Below are 13,964 nucleotides of genomic sequence, written 5' to 3'. Positions count from 1 at the left end.
CGGTTGGGGGTCAGATTTCCTGAGTGTCTTTTTTCTTGTCGGCATCTTCAGGCGTGTGGCCTCCCTTGCCGATGGCCTCACTCAAGGCCTGCTGGGCGGCTTTGTTGGTGTCGTCGATCGCCTGCTTGGCCGACTGCGCCGCCTGGTCGAGCATTTGCTGGGCGGATTTCTCGGCCTGGTCGCAACCCGCAAGCGTGAACAGGGCCAACGCCAGCACCAACGGGGTGCCAATGGATTTGAGTTGTAGCATGGTGTCCTCGTATGAAATATCCCGGCGGCGCATGGCGCCTGATGCCGTGCATTCTAGAGACGCCAATAGTTCAGGAAAATTCGTATTTTCATGGCGTATACTTCGGTTTTTACGAATCGGGGCGACCGACGGTGCTCAACTATCGCCAACTGCATTACTTCTGGGCCGTGGCCAAGACGGGCAGCATCACCCGCGCCAGCGAACAGCTCAACCTCACACCACAAACCATCAGCGGGCAGATCAGCCTGTTCGAGCAAACCTATGGCCTGGAGTTGTTCCAGCGTGCAGGCCGGCAGCTGGAGCTGACCGAGACAGGCCGCCAGGCGCTGGTCTATGCCGAGCAGATGTTCCAGCTCGGCGGTGAGCTGGAAGCCATGCTGCGCGCCGGCCCGCAAGAGCAGATCCTGTTTCGCGTGGGGGTGGCCGACGTGGTGCCCAAATCCATCGTCTACCGCCTGCTGGCACCGACCATGGAGCTGGATGAGGTGCTGCGCATCAACTGCCGCGAAGACAAACTCGAGCGGTTGCTGGCAGACCTGGCCATCCAGCGCCTGGACCTGGTGATTTCCGACAGCCCCATGCCCAGCCACCTGGACATCAAAGGCTACAGCCAGAAGCTGGGCGAATGCGGGCTGAGCTTCTTCGCCACCCCAACGCTGGCACAACGGCTGGACGGCCCCTTCCCGGCTTGCCTGCAGGATGCACCGCTGCTCGTTCCCGGCCAGGAGACCGTGGTGCGCAGCCGCCTGCTGCGCTGGCTAGGCGAGCAACAGGTGCAGCCACGGATCGTGGGCGAGTTCGATGACAGTGCCTTGATGCAGGCGTTCGGGCAGTCAGGCAGCGGCATTTTCGTCGCCCCCAGCGTGATTACCGACGAAGTGTGCCGCCAGTATGGCGTGGAACTGATCGGGCAGACCGAGGCCGTGCATGAGTCGTTCTATGCCATTTCGGTGGAACGCAAGGTCAAGCACCCGGGGATCGTGGCAATTACTGAAGGCGCACGGCGAGAGTTGTTTCATTGGTGACGTTGGCCCCTGCGACGACACAGCCGAGGCTGCGCCGCCGCGCTCTGTGCTAAAGTCGCGCCCTTTCACAATAATGAGATTGTGCTGCACATGTCCCCTGTACTTCGCCTACTCAACCGAACCAGCCTGGTGACACAGATCGTCATTGGCCTGCTTGCCGGTATTGCCTTGGCCCTTCTGGCGCCCGCCATCGCCCGCGACCTGGCCTTCCTCGGCAAGGTGTTCGTCAGCGCATTGAAGGCGGTGGCGCCCGTACTGGTGTTCATCCTCGTCATGGCCTCGATCGCCAACCATCGCCACGGCCAGGAAACCCATATTCGGCCGATCCTATGGCTGTACCTGCTGGGCACCTTCGCCGCGGCAGTGGTAGCCGTGGTCGCCAGCATGCTGTTCCCGTCCCACCTGGCGCTCAGTACTGGCGAGGCCACGTTGAGCGCACCGGGCGGTATCGCTGAAGTGATGCAAAACTTGCTGTTGAGCGCGGTCGACAACCCGGTCAACGCCCTGCTCAACGCCAACTTCATCGGCATACTCACCTGGGCCATCGGCCTTGGCGTGGCCCTGCGTCATGCCGGTGAAACCACCCGCACCGTGGTCGAAGACCTGTCCAACGGCGTCACGCTGATCGTGCGGGTTGTCATCCGTTTCGCCCCGCTGGGCATTTTCGGCCTGGTCAGTTCCACTCTGGCGCAATCTGGCCTGGACGCCCTGTTCGGCTACCTGCACCTGCTCGCGGTGCTGATTGGCTGCATGCTGTTCGTGGCACTGATCATGAACCCGCTGATCGTGTTCTGGAAAATCCGCCGCAACCCCTACCCACTCACCCTGCTGTGCCTGCGCGAAAGCGGCATTACCGCGTTCTTCACCCGCAGTTCGGCGGCCAACATCCCGGTCAACCTGGCCCTGTCGGAGCGCCTTGGTCTGCACGAAGACACCTACTCGGTGTCGATCCCGCTGGGTGCCACCATCAACATGGCCGGTGCGGCCATCACCATTACCGTGCTGACGCTGGCGGCGGTGCATACCTTGGGCATTCCCGTGGACCTGCCAACGGCCGTACTGCTAAGCGTAGTGGCAGCCGTTTGCGCCTGCGGTGCCTCGGGCGTGGCCGGGGGCTCGCTGCTGTTGATTCCGCTGGCGTGCAGCCTGTTTGGCATCCCCAGTGAAATTGCCATGCAAGTGGTAGCAGTGGGCTTCATTATCGGTGTGCTGCAGGATTCGGCCGAAACGGCGCTGAATTCTTCGACCGATGTGCTGTTCACGGCAGCGGCGTGCCAAGCCGAAGAACGACGCAACGCTTGACCTTATTGGGGCCGCATCGCGGCCCCAATTGCCTTACGCGGTGGCTTTACCTACCCTAGTGGCCTTTCCCCAGCCATTGAGACAGGGCCATGTCAGAACACGAAACCGCAGGTGAAGGCCGCTTCAACAGCATCGAGATCCGCGTTCTCGGCTCGCTGATCGAAAAGCAGGCCACCAGCCCGGAAAGCTACCCGCTGACCCTCAATGCCCTGGTCCTGGCCTGTAACCAGAAGACCAGCCGCGAGCCGGTGATGAACCTTACCCAAGGCCAGATCGGCCAAGCCCTGCGTTCCCTCGAAGGGCAAGGCATGACCCGCCTGCAGATGGGCAGCCGTGCCGATCGCTGGGAACAGCGGGTAGACAAGGCCCTGGAGCTGGTACCGGCCCAACTGGTGCTGATGGGCCTGATGTTCCTGCGCGGCCCGCAAACCCTCAACGAACTGCTGACCCGCAGTAACCGCCTGCACGACTTCGACGACACCGAGCAGATCCAGCACCAGCTGGAACGTCTGATATCGCGGGATCTGGCCTTGCACCTGCCGCGCCAGGCCGGCCAGCGTGAAGACCGCTACACCCATGCGTTGGGCGACCCGGCGGAAATCGAGGCGATCCTCGCTGCACGTCAGCAGGAAGGTGGCGCGCGCAGCGGTGGCGGCAGTGTGTCGGAAGACCGGATCGAAGCCCTGGAAGCCCGCATCGCGGCGCTGGAGGCACGCCTGGCCGAGCTGGAAGGCTGAGCCGTCACGGCTCCGGGTCGGGGAAGTTGCGGCAGCTCTTGCGCTCGGCCAGCTCCCGGTCACTGGGGCGCTGGTCGACGAACACGGTGTGGCCGTCGGCATAGATTTCCAGGTAACCCCAGTGCAGGTCTTGCTCTTTCTGCCCGGGCTTTGGAGGGACTAACCACCAGGGTTCGCGGCTGATCAGGGTCATGGTGGGTTTCCTGAGGGGGTCTTCAGTCATCATAGACACCCTTGAACCTCATAGGCCCTATCGCCGGCAAGCCAGCTCCCTCAGGCGTACCACAGTTTCGGAATCTGTGATTACCCTGTGAGAGCTGGCTTGCCGGCGATAGGGCCGGTACAGGCTTACGCCGGCGCCGAGGTCCGGATCAGGTGGTCGAAGGCTGCCAGCGAGGCCTTGGCCCCCTCGCCCACCGCAATCACGATCTGCTTGTACGGCACGGTCGTTACGTCACCGGCCGCAAACACACCCGGGATGCTGGTCTGACCCTTGGCATCGACGATGATCTCACCTCGCGGCGACAGCTCGACGGTGCCTTTCAGCCAGTCGGTGTTCGGCAGCAGGCCGATCTGCACGAAGATGCCTTCCAGCGCCACCTCATGCTGCTCGTCGGTGGTGCGGTCCTTGTAACGCAGGCCGGTCACTTTCTCACCATTGCCCAACACTTCGGTGGTCAGCGCACTGGTGATCACTTTCACGTTCGGCAAACTGTGCAGTTTGCGCTGCAACACCGCATCAGCCCGCAGTTGGCTGTCGAACTCGATCAGCGTCACCTGGGCGACGATACCGGCCAGGTCGATGGCCGCTTCCACGCCCGAGTTGCCACCACCGATCACCGCTACGCGCTTGCCCTTGAACAGCGGGCCATCACAGTGCGGGCAGTAGGCGACACCACGGGCACGGTACTCCTGCTCGCCCGGCACATTCATTTCGCGCCAGCGGGCGCCGGTGGCCAGGATCACGGTCTTGGCCTTGAGCGAGGCGCCGCCGGCCAGGCGTACTTCATGCAGGCCACCATCGGTGGCCGGAATCAGTGCTTCGCCGCGCTGCAGGTTCATGATGTCCACGTCGTACTGCTTGACGTGCTCTTCCAGCGCCGTTGCCAACTTCGGCCCTTCGGTTTCCTGCACCGAGATGAAGTTCTCGATGGCCAGGGTATCGAGCACCTGGCCGCCAAAACGCTCGGCGGCGACGCCGGTGCGGATGCCTTTACGTGCGGCGTAAATAGCCGCTGCCGCGCCGGCTGGCCCACCGCCGACCACCAGCACATCAAAGGCGTCCTTGGCGTTGATCTTCTCGGCCTGGCGAGCACCGGCGTTGGTGTCGATCTTGCCGAGGATTTCTTCCAGGCCCATACGGCCCTGGCCAAACACTTCACCGTTCAGGTAGATGCTCGGCACCGCCATGATCTTGCGCGCTTCCACTTCTGCCTGGAACAGCGCACCGTCGATGGCCACATGGCGCACATTGGGGTTGAGCACCGCCATCAGGTTAAGCGCCTGAACCACATCCGGGCAGTTCTGGCACGACAGCGAGAAGTAGGTTTCGAAGGTGAACTCGCCTTCCAGCGCCTGGATCTGCTCGATCACTTCGGCACTCGCCTTGGACGGGTGGCCGCCGACTTGCAGCAGCGCCAGCACCAGCGAGGTGAATTCGTGGCCCATGGGGATGCCGGCAAAGCGCAGGCTGATCTCGCCATTGGGGCGATTGAGCGAGAACGATGGACGACGGGCGTCATCACCATCCGCGCGCAGGGTAATCAAGGTTGACAGGCTGGCAATTTCCACCAGCAGGTCATGCAATTCGCGGGACTTCGCGCCGTCGTCGAGGGAGGCAACAATCTCGATCGGCTGGGTGACCCGCTCCAGGTAGGTTTTCAGTTGCGATTTAAGCGTGGCGTCCAACATACGGGCGATTCCTTTTTTCAAAACTCGGATACAAAAACGCCCAGGCGACGTCGCCCGGGCGCTTTTACGGGGCGGTGACTACTTCAGCTTTGGCGGCTGGCTACCGCCCACGACATGCACATGGCCTTAGATCTTGCCAACCAGGTCCAGCGACGGTGCCAGGGTGGCTTCGCCTTCTTTCCACTTGGCTGGGCACACTTCGCCTGGGTGGGCGGCAACGTACTGGGCAGCCTTCACTTTACGCAGCAGTTCGGCAGCATCGCGGCCTACACCACCGTCGTTCAGTTCGACGATCTTGATCTGGCCTTCCGGGTTGATCACGAAGGTACCGCGATCGGCCAGGCCGGCTTCTTCGATCAGCACGTCGAAGTTGCGCGAGATGACGTGGGTCGGGTCACCGATCAGCGGGTATTCGATCTTGCCGATGGTGTCCGAGGTGTCGTGCCAGGCTTTGTGGGTGAAGTGGGTGTCGGTGGACACACCGTAGATTTCCACGCCCAGCTTCTGGAACTCGGCGTAGTTGTCAGCAAGGTCACCCAGCTCGGTCGGGCATACGAAGGTGAAGTCGGCCGGGTAGAAGAACACGACAGACCACTTGCCTTTCAGGTCGGCTTCGCTGACCTGAACGAACTCGCCTTTGTGGTAGGCAGTGGCGTTGAACGGTTTGACCTGGCTGTTGATGATTGGCATGAGAGACGCTCCTTCATGGGGTTGGAATCAGTTGATGGATAGAATCCTAACTAATCATCCCGCTGAAGGCTCATTGGCAAAGCTCATGCTTGCGATTGGTTTTGGCTATAACCGAGGTTTATTAATAGAAGGGAATCGGCTGAGCAAAGGATTGCGCGGCGCGCATGGGCCTCATTGCCGGCAAGCCGGCAATGAGGCCGGTAGCATCAGCGGGTAACGGTGCGCATGGTCACGAACTCTTCAGCCGCCGTCGGGTGCACGCCGATGGTCTCGTCGAACTGTTGCTTGGTCGCTCCGGCCTTCAGGGCGATGCCCAGGCCCTGGATGATCTCGCCAGCGTCAGGGCCCACCATGTGGCAGCCCAGCACCTTGTCGGTGTCGGCATCGACCACCAGCTTCATCAGGGTCTTTTCCTGAATATCGGTGAGTGTCAGCTTCATGGCGCGGAAGCGGCTTTCGAAGACCTGCACCTTATGCCCGGCCTCCAGCGCCTGCTCCTCGGTCAGGCCAACCGTGCCAATCGGTGGCTGGCTGAACACGGCGGTGGGGATGTTCTGGTAGTCCACCGGGCGGTATTGCTCAGGCTTGAACAGGCGCCGCGCCACGGCCATGCCTTCGGCCAGGGCCACCGGCGTCAGCTGCACACGGCCGATCACGTCGCCAATCGCCAGGATCGACGGCGCGGTGGTCTGGTATTGCGCGTCAACGCGGATGTAGCCGCGCGCATCAAGCTCTACGCCAGTGTTCTCAAGGCCCAGGTTGTCCAGCATCGGGCGCCGGCCTGTTGCGTAGAACACACAATCTGCGACCAACTCGGAGCCGTCTTTCAACGTGGCCTTGAGGCTGCCATCTTCCAGCTTGTCGATGCGCTGGATGTCGGCGTTGAACTGCAAGTTCAGGCCGCGCTTTTCCAGCTCTTCCTTCAAGTGCGTGCGCACCGAGCCATCGAAGCCGCGCAGGAACAGGTCGCCTCGATAGAGCAGCGTGGTATCGGCCCCCAGGCCCTGGAAGATACCGGCGAACTCGACGGCGATGTAACCGCCCCCCACTACCAACACCCGTCGTGGCAGGTCTTTGAGGTAGAAGGCTTCGTTGGAGGTGATAGCCAGCTCCTTACCCGGGATGTCCGGCACCTGTGGCCAGCCACCGGTGGCGATCAGGATCTGCTTGGCCGTGTAGCGCTGGCCTTCGACTTCCACTTCATTGGCGCCGGTCAGCCGCGCATGGCCCTGCAGCAGGGTCACACCGCTATTGACCAACAGGTTGCGGTAGATGGCGTTGAGGCGCTCGATCTCGCGATTTTTGTTGGCAATCAGGGTACCCCAGTCGAAATGCCCCTCTTCCAAGGTCCAGCCAAACCCTGCGGCCTGCTCGAGTTCGTCAGCGACATGGGCGCCGTACACCAGTAACTTTTTCGGTACACAGCCAACGTTGACGCAGGTACCGCCCAGGTAGCGGCTTTCGGCCACAGCCACCTTTGCGCCAAAGCCGGCGGCAAAGCGCGCCGCGCGCACACCGCCAGAACCGGCGCCAATCACAAACAGATCAAAATCGTAGGCCATGTATTCAGTCTCCTAGGCAGGCGCCCAGCATAACGCCGTTGGCCGCCGCAAACAAAAAAGCCACCCCGAAGGGTGGCTCTTGTACCAGCAGGGCTTATCAGTAAGCCTTGCCAGCCTTGTAGAAGTTCTCGAAGCAGAAGTTGGTCGCCTCGATGTAGCCCTCGGCACCACCGCAGTCGAAACGCTTGCCCTTGAACTTGTAGGCGATCACGTTGCCTTCGGCCGCTTGCTTCATCAGGGCATCGGTGATCTGGATCTCGCCGCCTTTGCCAGGTTCGGTCTGTTCGATCTTCTCGAAGATGTCCGGGGTCAGGATGTAACGGCCGATGATTGCCAGGTTCGATGGGGCATCTTCAGGCTTCGGCTTCTCGACCATGGCGTCGACACGGAAGATGCCGTCCTTGATCTCTTCACCGGCGATGACGCCGTACTTGTTGGTTTCCTGCGGATCGACTTCCTGGATGGCGACGATCGAGCAGCGATACTTCTTGTACAGCGCAACCATTTGCGCCAACACGCCTTCACCTTCGAGGTTGACGCACAGGTCATCCGCCAGCACCACGGCGAACGGCTCGTCGCCGATCAGCGGGCGACCGGTCAGGATGGCGTGGCCCAGGCCCTTCATTTCGGTCTGGCGGGTGTAGGAGAACGAGCACTCGTCGAGCAGGCGACGGATGCCGACCAGGTATTTTTCCTTGTCGGTGCCCTTGATCTGGTTTTCCAGCTCGTAGCTGATGTCGAAGTGATCTTCCAGCGCGCGCTTGCCGCGACCGGTCACGATGGAGATCTCGTTCAGACCAGCATCCAATGCTTCTTCAACGCCATACTGGATCAGTGGCTTGTTGACCACCGGCAGCATTTCCTTGGGCATGGCTTTGGTAGCGGGCAGGAAGCGAGTACCGTAGCCGGCTGCCGGGAACAAGCATTTCTTGATCATAAACGTCCTTACAAAAGGCTAGGCCTGTGGAATTCGGCGCAGTCTAATCAGGCGGCAGTCACCTTACAATGCCCCCTGGTATCGACCGATGCCATCATAGAGATATCCCAGTGTAGATAGTTCCGGCGGATCGTAAATATTGCGGTCATACATGACGGATGGATCAAAGCAAAATGATGTTGCCTGTACCGGCCTTTTCGCGGGTTTATCGAGGCATCGAACCGCCGCGAAGAGGCCGCCACAGGCCCCGATCAACTACCCGTGCCCTGCCCGACCAGCACCCCGTCAACCTTCTGCCCATACAGGTTCACGCCATCATTGGCATGAAACTTCACCCGCGTCTTCTCGATGGAGCCCTCCACCAGACGTGGGTCCTGAGGCCGTTCATGACGGTTGATCCACGCCGCCACGTCCCAGGCCTGCTGGTCACTGAGGCTGCCCGGTTTGCCCAGCGGCATGTTGTACTTGATGAACGACGCCGCCGTATTGATACGGTGCATGCCGGCGCCCCAGTTGTAGGAATCCTTGCCCCACAGCGGTGGCATCACGTATTCGCCCGCCACCTTCTGCCCTTCGCCGCTGTCACCATGGCAAATCGCGCATTGCTCGCGGTACACCTGCTGGCCACGCTTGAAGTTGTAGCCACCCTTGGGTTGCGGCACCTCAGGGTAACCACGCCCGGCAATCTCCACGCCGGTGGGTGCCTTGGTCGAAAGCCAGTACGAGTACACGGCCAGCGCTGTCATCTGCGGGCTGTCGGCAGCAGGCGGCTTGCCATTCATGCTGAACTGGAAACACCCCTGAATACGCTCGGCGTAGGTGTTCACCTTGTCATTCTTCTTGCGGTACGCGGGGTACATCGGGTACGCGCCCCACAACGGTGCCGAATGGGCTAACCGCCCCTGATCAAGGTGGCAGTTGCTGCAGTTCATGCCGTTGCCCACGGCCTCTGGCATCAAACGACGGGTGTCGACGAACAAAGCGTGGCCTTCACGCACCATCTTGCCAAAGGCATTGTCAGGCAACTCGCTTTCGGCGGGCGGCATGAACTGCGGCGCGACCTGCACATCGGGCACCTTCAACTGCGACTGGTCTTCCATGGCGATCGGCGCGGCTTGGGCGCTGCCCATGGCCAGCAGCAACAAGGCTGGAATCATCGGTTTCATGGCTTGACCTCCTGGCTGACGGGGTGGGCGAAGAACTCGGCAACGGCCTTGATCTCGTCATCGGTCATGGCCTTGGCCACGCCGACCATCAGCTGGTTGGGGTCATTGCTGCGGCTACCGTCGCGCCAGGCATTGAGCTGCGCCACCAGGTAACTGGCGGGCTGGCCGGCCAAGGGCGGGAAGTGCTCGCCAACCCCGCCACCACCGGGGCCGTGACACTGCACGCAGCCGGGAATCTGCCGGCTCCAGTCCCCGTAGAGGGCCATGCGAGTGGTAGGGTCATCGGCAATCTGCTGGCGGCGCAGGTCGCCAACGGGGTCTGCCGGCAGGCTGGCCAGGTACAGGCTGACCGCCTTGATTTCATCGTCGCTCAGGGCCTTGGCCAACGGCTCCATCACCGGCTGCTTGCGGCTGCCGTTGCGCCAGTCATGCAATTGCTTGCTGAGGTAACCGGCCGGTAGCCCCGCCAAACGAGGGAAGCCGGCAGCAGCAATACCCTTGCCGTCCGGGCCATGGCAGCCGAGGCAGGCCATGGCGGCGGGGTTGGCCCCACCCTGGGTGAAGATTTTATGGCCATCGGCGGCATGCGCCACCGGCCAGGCCAGGATCAGCAGGCTGCCGATCACGACGCGTCTCAACGGTGTCATCACGAAACTCCTTTTCTTTTGTTATATGTTTAGGCCTAAAACATATAAGCAAAGAACGGAAGGTCCGTTGCCTCAGATCAATGTCCGGAGATGCACTGGGTGGCGGCGGTGCGCACATCGCCCAGGCGCAGGGGGAAGTTGTTCAGCCGTTCGCGCAGCTTGATGCTGCTACCGCTGCCACGCTTGTCGATATCCACAAGCGCTGCCGGCCCGGCACCCGACGTGAGCTTTTGCGGCACGATCAGCCGCAGGCCGTCACCGCGCTGCTCTTCAGTCAGCGGGTCGCGGGTATCGGCCAGCTTCTGCTTGACACAGTCGGCATATTCACGCGGGCTCTTGCCAGAAATCACATCCAGCGTTTCGCGTGATTGCTCCAGCTCCGTAACGCTCACGCAGCCACCGAGCGTCACCGCTAACGCGGCCACCATCCACTTCATTTGCAACACCTCTGCCTTCAAGAGTTGGGTTCGACCACAGCCGGGCGGTTTTGCTCCCTGCTTTGGCAGAATTATCTGCGCCGGGTGAACAGCGCGGCAGTGTAACGGCACATCGTGGTATCTTTTGCCTTTGCAGATCCAAACCTTGCGGAGCATCACATGAAATTCGTACACCAGCGCGAGCACCTGAACGAGGACGACATCGTCGTCATCGAGTGCTCCCAGCGCTGCAATATCCGCCTGATGAACGACGCCAACTTCCGCAGCTTCAAGAATGGCGGCCGTCACACTTACCACGGCGGCCATTTCGAGAAGTTCCCGGCGAAAATCACCGTACCCAGCACGGGCTTCTGGAACATCACCATCGATACCGTCACCACCCGCCCGATCTCGGTCACCCGCAAGCCGACCCTGACCCACAAGATCAAGATCATCCGTCGTTCGTCGTCGAAACTCAGGTAAGGCCCCCCATGACCCAGACCATCAAGTACGTCATCAAATACAAGCTCGACGGCCAGCGCCGCTGGGACTTCGCACTCATGCCAGATGCCTCTCAGGAACAAGCCCTGGAAGCCCTGCGCAAGATCCACGGCGAAGACGCCGAGAAGATCAGCGACATCCAGGTCAGCAAGGCCTTGTAAAACCCGCTTCAAGCCCCTGTAGCGCCGCCCGCCCCGCACATGGAGAACCGCATGAGCCACTGGCCCGACCGCCGAATCCTCGACCTGCTGGGCATCGAACTGCCCATTCTCCAGGCCCCCATGGCCGGCGCGACAGGCTCGCCCATGGCCATCGCCGTGGGCCTGGCAGGCGGGCTGGGCGCCCTGCCCTGCGCCATGCTTACCGGCGAACAGATACGCGCGGAAATCGCCGCATTCCGCGCCGGTTGCCCGGGCCGCCCGCTGAACCTGAACTTTTTCTGCCACCAGCCGCCCGCGCCCGACAGCGCGCGCGATGTACGCTGGAAGCAGGCCCTGGCGCCTTATTACAGCGAAACGGGGGCCGACTTTTCGGCACCCACGCCGGTGTCCAACCGTGCGCCGTTCGATGAGCAAAGCTGCCAGCTGGTCGAGCAACTGCGCCCGGAAGTGGTCAGCTTTCACTTCGGCCTGCCGCAGGCTGAACTGTTGCAACGGGTGAAGGCCAGTGGTGCCAAGGTGCTGTCCAGCGCCACCACGGTGGAAGAAGCGGTTTGGCTGGAACGCCGCGGTTGTGACGCAATCATTGCCATGGGGTACGAAGCCGGTGGCCACCGCGGCATGTTCCTTAGCGATGACATCACCAGCCAGATCGGCACCTTCGCCCTGGTGCCGCAGGCAGTGGATGCGGTCAGTGTGCCGGTCATCGCCGCTGGCGGTATCGGTGACCACCGCGGCCTGGTGGCGGCACTGGCGTTGGGCGCTTCGGCTGTCCAGATCGGAACCGCTTACCTGTTCTGCCCCGAGGCCAAGGTTTCGCCGGCTCATCGCAAGGCCCTGGACAGTGCCCCTGCCAGCGAGACCGCGTTGACCAACCTGTTTACCGGGCGCCCGGCGCGTGGCATCAACAACCGCATCATGCGTGAGCTGGGGCCGATGAGCGCGCTTGCACCGCGCTTCCCGCTGGCGGGTGGGGCATTGATGCCATTGCGGGCGATTACCGAGCCGCAGGGCAACAGTGATTTCAGCAACTTGTGGTCGGGACAGGCGCTGCGGCTAGGGCGGCACATGCCGGCCGGGGATTTGACCCGGGCGATTGCCGAAAAGGCGCTGGCCGTTGTTTGTCGTCAGGCTTCTGCTTCAGCAGGCTGACCCTCTTCCCCGCAAATGGCCTATCGCTATATAGTTCAGGATATAACGATAACCCCAAGGAGCTGTTTTCATGCGTATCCGCCCGTCCCTCCCGGCCTTCACCGCCCTGGCCAGCCTGCTCGCCTTCAACACTGCCTGGGCCGATGAGGTACAGGTCGCGGTCGCAGCCAACTTCACAGCCCCTATCCAGGCCATTGCCAAGGACTTCGAGAAAGACACCGGTCACAAGCTGGTCGCCGCCTATGGCGCCACCGGGCAGTTCTATGCCCAGATCAAGAACGGCGCACCGTTCGAAGTGTTTCTCGCCGCTGACGACACCACCCCGAAAAAGCTTGAAGACGAAAAGGAGATCGTCCCCGGTTCGCGCTTTACCTACGCCATCGGCACCCTCGCCCTGTGGTCGGCCAAAGAAGGCTACGTAGATGCCAAGGGTGAAGTACTGAAGAAAAACACCTACCAACACCTGTCGATCGCCAACCCGAAAGCGGCACCCTACGGCCTGGCCGCCACCCAGGTGCTGGACAAGCTGAAGCTCACCGAAGCCACCAAAGGCAAGATCGTCGAAGGCCAGAACATCACCCAGGCCTTCCAGTTCGTCTCCACCGGCAATGCCGAACTGGGCTTCGTCGCCCTGTCGCAGATCTACAAGGACGGCAAGGTGACCAGTGGCTCGGCCTGGATCGTACCAGCCAACCTGCACGACCCGATCCGCCAGGACGCCGTAATCCTCAACAAAGGCAAGGACAACGCCGCCGCCAAGGCGCTGGTCGAATACCTGAAAGGCCCAAAAGCCGCAGCGGTAATCAAGTCCTACGGCTATGAACGCTGATGCCACTGGATGCCAGTGACCTGGGGGCAATCTGGCTGACCGTTAAACTGGCCAGCCTGACCACCCTGATCCTGCTGGTTATCGGCACCCCCATCGCCTGGTGGCTGGCGCGCACGCGCTCATGGCTGCGCGGGCCGGTGGGTGCGGTGGTGGCACTGCCACTGGTATTGCCACCGACGGTGATCGGCTTTTACCTGCTGATCGCCCTCGGCCCGCACGGCTGGCTCGGTCAGGCTACCCAGGCGCTTGGCTTGGGCAGCGTGGTGTTCAGCTTCACGGGCCTGGTGATCGGTTCAACGGTGTATTCCATGCCGTTCGTGGTGCAGCCGTTGCAAAATGCCTTTGGTGCGATCGGCCAGCGCCCACTGGAAGTCGCTGCCACCCTGCGCGCCAGCCCGTGGGACACTTTCGTGCATGTGGTGCTGCCACTGGCCCGTCCCGGCTTCGTCACCGCCAGCATTCTTGGCTTTGCCCACACCGTCGGCGAGTTTGGCGTGGTGCTGATGATTGGCGGCAACATCCCCGACAAGACCCGCGTGGTTTCGGTGCAGATCTTCGATCACGTCGAGGCCATGGAGTATTCACAAGCCCACTGGCTGGCCGGTGCCATGCTGGTGTTCTCTTTCCTGGTGCTGCTCCTGTTGTACGCCGGGCGCCGTGGCAAAGCTGGCTGGAGCTGAG

General features: G+C 61.8%; 17 protein-coding genes. 8 read left to right on the top strand and 9 right to left on the bottom strand.

Features of this window, described 5'->3' with window-relative positions:
• Positions 1-10 precede the first annotated feature (10 nt).
• Positions 11-250 carry a hypothetical protein gene (locus tag B9A31_RS06065; protein ID WP_019096845.1) on the bottom strand — a complete coding sequence of 80 codons (240 nt, stop codon included), beginning with the start codon at positions 248-250 and terminating at the stop codon, positions 11-13.
• Positions 251-381: 131 nt separating this feature from the next.
• Here B9A31_RS06065 and nhaR point away from each other — a divergent pair, with 131 nt between their 5' ends.
• From nhaR to B9A31_RS06050, 3 genes are all read left to right on the top strand, one after another.
• Positions 382-1,275, top strand: coding sequence for a transcriptional activator NhaR (nhaR, locus tag B9A31_RS06060; protein ID WP_019096846.1), 894 nt, complete (start codon positions 382-384; stop codon positions 1,273-1,275).
• Between the two features lie 90 nt (positions 1,276-1,365).
• Positions 1,366-2,577 (top strand): serine/threonine transporter SstT, encoded by a 1,212-nt coding sequence (gene sstT, locus B9A31_RS06055; protein WP_019096847.1) that lies wholly within the window; start codon positions 1,366-1,368, stop codon positions 2,575-2,577.
• Between the two features lie 89 nt (positions 2,578-2,666).
• On the top strand, positions 2,667-3,314 hold the full coding sequence (locus B9A31_RS06050; RefSeq protein WP_025753712.1) for a YceH family protein: 648 nt from the start codon (positions 2,667-2,669) through the stop codon (positions 3,312-3,314).
• Between the two features lie 4 nt (positions 3,315-3,318).
• Here B9A31_RS06050 and B9A31_RS06045 read toward each other — a convergent pair whose 3' ends face one another.
• The 8 genes from B9A31_RS06045 to B9A31_RS06010 all read right to left on the bottom strand — a co-directional run bounded on the left by B9A31_RS06045 (position 3,319) and on the right by B9A31_RS06010 (position 10,664).
• Positions 3,319-3,507, bottom strand: coding sequence for a hypothetical protein (locus B9A31_RS06045; protein ID WP_016711413.1), 189 nt, complete (start codon positions 3,505-3,507; stop codon positions 3,319-3,321).
• Positions 3,508-3,662: 155 nt separating this feature from the next.
• Positions 3,663-5,225 carry an alkyl hydroperoxide reductase subunit F gene (gene ahpF, locus B9A31_RS06040; protein ID WP_025753711.1) on the bottom strand — a complete coding sequence of 521 codons (1,563 nt, stop codon included), beginning with the start codon at positions 5,223-5,225 and terminating at the stop codon, positions 3,663-3,665.
• A gap of 126 nt (positions 5,226-5,351) precedes the next feature.
• Positions 5,352-5,915, bottom strand: a complete 564-nt coding sequence (gene ahpC / locus B9A31_RS06035; RefSeq protein ID WP_003250537.1) for an alkyl hydroperoxide reductase subunit C — start codon at positions 5,913-5,915, stop codon at positions 5,352-5,354.
• A gap of 206 nt (positions 5,916-6,121) precedes the next feature.
• The gene (gene gorA, locus B9A31_RS06030) at positions 6,122-7,477 is read right to left on the bottom strand and encodes a glutathione-disulfide reductase (protein WP_084296737.1); all 1,356 of its coding nucleotides are present in this window, start codon (positions 7,475-7,477) and stop codon (positions 6,122-6,124) included.
• 97 nt (positions 7,478-7,574) lie between these two features.
• The gene (galU, locus tag B9A31_RS06025; protein WP_016711416.1) at positions 7,575-8,414 is read right to left on the bottom strand and encodes a UTP--glucose-1-phosphate uridylyltransferase GalU; all 840 of its coding nucleotides are present in this window, start codon (positions 8,412-8,414) and stop codon (positions 7,575-7,577) included.
• Positions 8,415-8,665: 251 nt separating this feature from the next.
• Complete coding sequence (locus B9A31_RS06020; RefSeq protein WP_027608853.1) at positions 8,666-9,580, bottom strand: c-type cytochrome; 915 nt, start codon at positions 9,578-9,580, stop codon at positions 8,666-8,668.
• Positions 9,577-10,227, bottom strand: coding sequence for a c-type cytochrome (locus B9A31_RS06015; RefSeq protein WP_027608852.1), 651 nt, complete (start codon positions 10,225-10,227; stop codon positions 9,577-9,579). Before B9A31_RS06015 ends, B9A31_RS06020 begins: the two co-directional genes overlap by 4 nt.
• A 77-nt stretch (positions 10,228-10,304) precedes the next feature.
• A complete protein-coding gene (locus B9A31_RS06010; RefSeq protein ID WP_019096535.1) occupies positions 10,305-10,664 on the bottom strand; it encodes a hypothetical protein in 360 nt (119 codons plus the stop codon).
• A 159-nt stretch (positions 10,665-10,823) separates the two neighbouring features.
• On the opposite strand from B9A31_RS06010, the gene B9A31_RS06005 reads away from it, so the two are divergent.
• From B9A31_RS06005 to modB, 5 genes are all read left to right on the top strand, one after another.
• Positions 10,824-11,126: a DUF1883 domain-containing protein gene (locus B9A31_RS06005; RefSeq protein WP_003250918.1), complete on the top strand. Its 303-nt coding sequence runs from the start codon at positions 10,824-10,826 to the stop codon at positions 11,124-11,126.
• Positions 11,127-11,134: 8 nt separating this feature from the next.
• On the top strand, positions 11,135-11,305 hold the full coding sequence (locus tag B9A31_RS27240) for a hypothetical protein (protein WP_012051910.1): 171 nt from the start codon (positions 11,135-11,137) through the stop codon (positions 11,303-11,305).
• A 51-nt stretch (positions 11,306-11,356) separates the two neighbouring features.
• On the top strand, positions 11,357-12,454 hold the full coding sequence (locus B9A31_RS06000) for an NAD(P)H-dependent flavin oxidoreductase (protein ID WP_019096534.1): 1,098 nt from the start codon (positions 11,357-11,359) through the stop codon (positions 12,452-12,454).
• Between the two features lie 70 nt (positions 12,455-12,524).
• Complete coding sequence (gene modA / locus B9A31_RS05995; RefSeq protein ID WP_025753708.1) at positions 12,525-13,283, top strand: molybdate ABC transporter substrate-binding protein; 759 nt, start codon at positions 12,525-12,527, stop codon at positions 13,281-13,283.
• Positions 13,283-13,963 (top strand): molybdate ABC transporter permease subunit, encoded by a 681-nt coding sequence (gene modB / locus B9A31_RS05990; RefSeq protein WP_016487935.1) that lies wholly within the window; start codon positions 13,283-13,285, stop codon positions 13,961-13,963. Before modA ends, modB begins: the two co-directional genes overlap by 1 nt.
• Position 13,964: the final 1 nt, after the last annotated feature.

Source organism: Pseudomonas sp. URIL14HWK12:I5 (assembly GCF_900176445.1).
In the GTDB taxonomy this organism is placed as follows: domain Bacteria; phylum Pseudomonadota; class Gammaproteobacteria; order Pseudomonadales; family Pseudomonadaceae; genus Aquipseudomonas; species Aquipseudomonas monteilii.
The sequence above is the reverse complement of the archived record's forward strand: the minus strand, read 5'-3'. Positions and strand labels throughout refer to the sequence as shown.